The organism is Campylobacter sp. BCW_6465 (assembly GCF_001762815.1).
Lineage (GTDB): Bacteria > Campylobacterota > Campylobacteria > Campylobacterales > Campylobacteraceae > Campylobacter_D > Campylobacter_D jejuni.
The window spans coordinates 1-1,594 of record NZ_MJXN01000030.1 but is presented as its reverse complement, the minus strand read 5'-3'; the positions used below and the strand labels follow the sequence as shown (position 1 = coordinate 1,594).

General features: G+C 22.3%; 3 protein-coding genes. 1 reads left to right on the top strand and 2 read right to left on the bottom strand.

The features are described from left to right. Nucleotides 1-32 precede the first annotated feature (32 nt). Nucleotides 33-299 carry a hypothetical protein gene (locus AJ886_RS02645; RefSeq protein ID WP_052799519.1) on the bottom strand — a complete coding sequence of 89 codons (267 nt, stop codon included), beginning with the start codon at nt 297-299 and terminating at the stop codon, nt 33-35. Between the two features lie 2 nt (nt 300-301). Next, nucleotides 302-862 carry a hypothetical protein gene (locus AJ886_RS02640; RefSeq protein WP_002802083.1) on the bottom strand — a complete coding sequence of 187 codons (561 nt, stop codon included), beginning with the start codon at nt 860-862 and terminating at the stop codon, nt 302-304. A gap of 411 nt (nt 863-1,273) precedes the next feature. Here AJ886_RS02640 and AJ886_RS02635 point away from each other — a divergent pair, with 411 nt between their 5' ends. Next, nucleotides 1,274-1,537 carry an EexN family lipoprotein gene (locus AJ886_RS02635; RefSeq protein WP_052799518.1) on the top strand — a complete coding sequence of 88 codons (264 nt, stop codon included), beginning with the start codon at nt 1,274-1,276 and terminating at the stop codon, nt 1,535-1,537. The last annotated feature ends 57 nt before the right edge of the window (nt 1,538-1,594 follow it).

Below are 1,594 nucleotides of genomic sequence, written 5' to 3'. Positions count from 1 at the left end.
TTTTTGTTTTTTGCAAGGATATTGTAACATTTTTAATTATTAATATTTAAAGTTCTTGCCTCTTTTAAAATCAATTTTCTTATATAAGTGCCATATTCACTTGCTAAATCTAAAACCATTAATTTTTTCAAAATTTCCATTTCTTGTTCATTAAGTCTGCAAACTACTAAATTATCTCTTCTTAGTTTTTGATCTACGGTTTTTCTTCCAGCTGATTTTTTATTAGCTTTACTATATGTTTTTTGAGAGCTTGTTTCAGAGTTTAAAGCTTCTGCTATTGTAAATGGTTTTTTTTCCATTATTATTTATCCTTTCTAATAAAATCTAAAAGTCTTTGATATTCATTGAAAAAGTTTGTATAGCTTAATCTTGAAAGATTGTTTTCATTATAAAGTTCAGTAAAAGAAGCTCCACTACTCATAGAATTTTCAATTATCTTTGAAAATTTAAAGAAAAAAAGATTTAAATCTGTAAAATTGCTTTCAAGAGTTTCACAAATTTGCTTTTTTTCTTTCTCATCTCTATAGTCTGTAACTAAAATACAAACTTTACCATCATTACCTATTTCGTTTAAAGTTTCTAATGTTCTAAGTAAAGAATTATAATTACTCGTGCAAGGAACAATAATCTTATTGCTTTCTTTAATAATATCCAATACTCCTTTTTCTACAAACCCACCAAAATCATAAACGCAATTATCTATTTTTTTTGGAGTTGGTAAAATTTTTGCTTTTTCAGGATAAATTTTTTCTATAATAGAATTATCATTGCTTTGTAAAAAATATTCTAAATCTTTAGCAATTGAAAAAGCAAAAGGAGTCTTTCCAACACCACCTTTTTTATTTATAACAGATATTATCATTAAAAAACCTTTTTTATATTTTTGTATAATATTATATATTATTATTTATTAATAAATAATAAAAATAAATAATATTTATTTTTGTTTCTTTGATTTTTTAGTGATAGTTTTGTTTTATATTCTAAATAATCTTCTAAATGTGTAGGTAGCATGAAGTCAAAAAACAATTAAATTTCATTGATTTTCATAATAAACTTAATACCTTTGAAAATCCTACAAAAACAATATCTCAAAAAGATATAACAAGATAATTCATCATATTAAAATAAAAAATAATTATTTCTTATAATTATTTTGTGAAATATTATATAATAATATTATTATTTAAAATTAATTTTATTATATATTAATAAATATTAGTATATTATAGTTACTATAAATATATATAAAATTATAGAAAAAAGAACTTTTATGCAAAATTTAATTAAACTAAGTTTATTAAGTATAGTTACTGCTTGTGTTTTTTCTGCTTGCTCTTCAGAGCCAAAAACAGTGCAATATTACGAAGATCCAAAAAATGCTACAGAATTAGAAGCTAAAATCAAAGAATGCGATAAAAATGCTAATTCTGCACAAACTGACACAGAATGTGCAAATGCTTATAAAGCAAACTATTCTAAGTCATTTCAAAAGCCATTATCAAGTGCTAAAGATTTTTTTAAGAACAACAAATGAATTTAGATCTTTTTCAAACTCTAGGCGAAAGCATACAACAAATTGTTGATGCTATAA

Excerpts from the sequence above, each read along its gene's own strand:
- AJ886_RS02645 (WP_052799519.1), bottom strand. The coding sequence starts at position 299 with ATGGAAAAAAAACCATTTACAATAGCAGAAGCTTTAAACTCTGAAACA.
- AJ886_RS02640 (WP_002802083.1), bottom strand. The coding sequence starts at position 862 with ATGATAATATCTGTTATAAATAAAAAAGGTGGTGTTGGAAAGACTCCT.
- AJ886_RS02635 (WP_052799518.1), top strand. The coding sequence starts at position 1,274 with ATGCAAAATTTAATTAAACTAAGTTTATTAAGTATAGTTACTGCTTGT.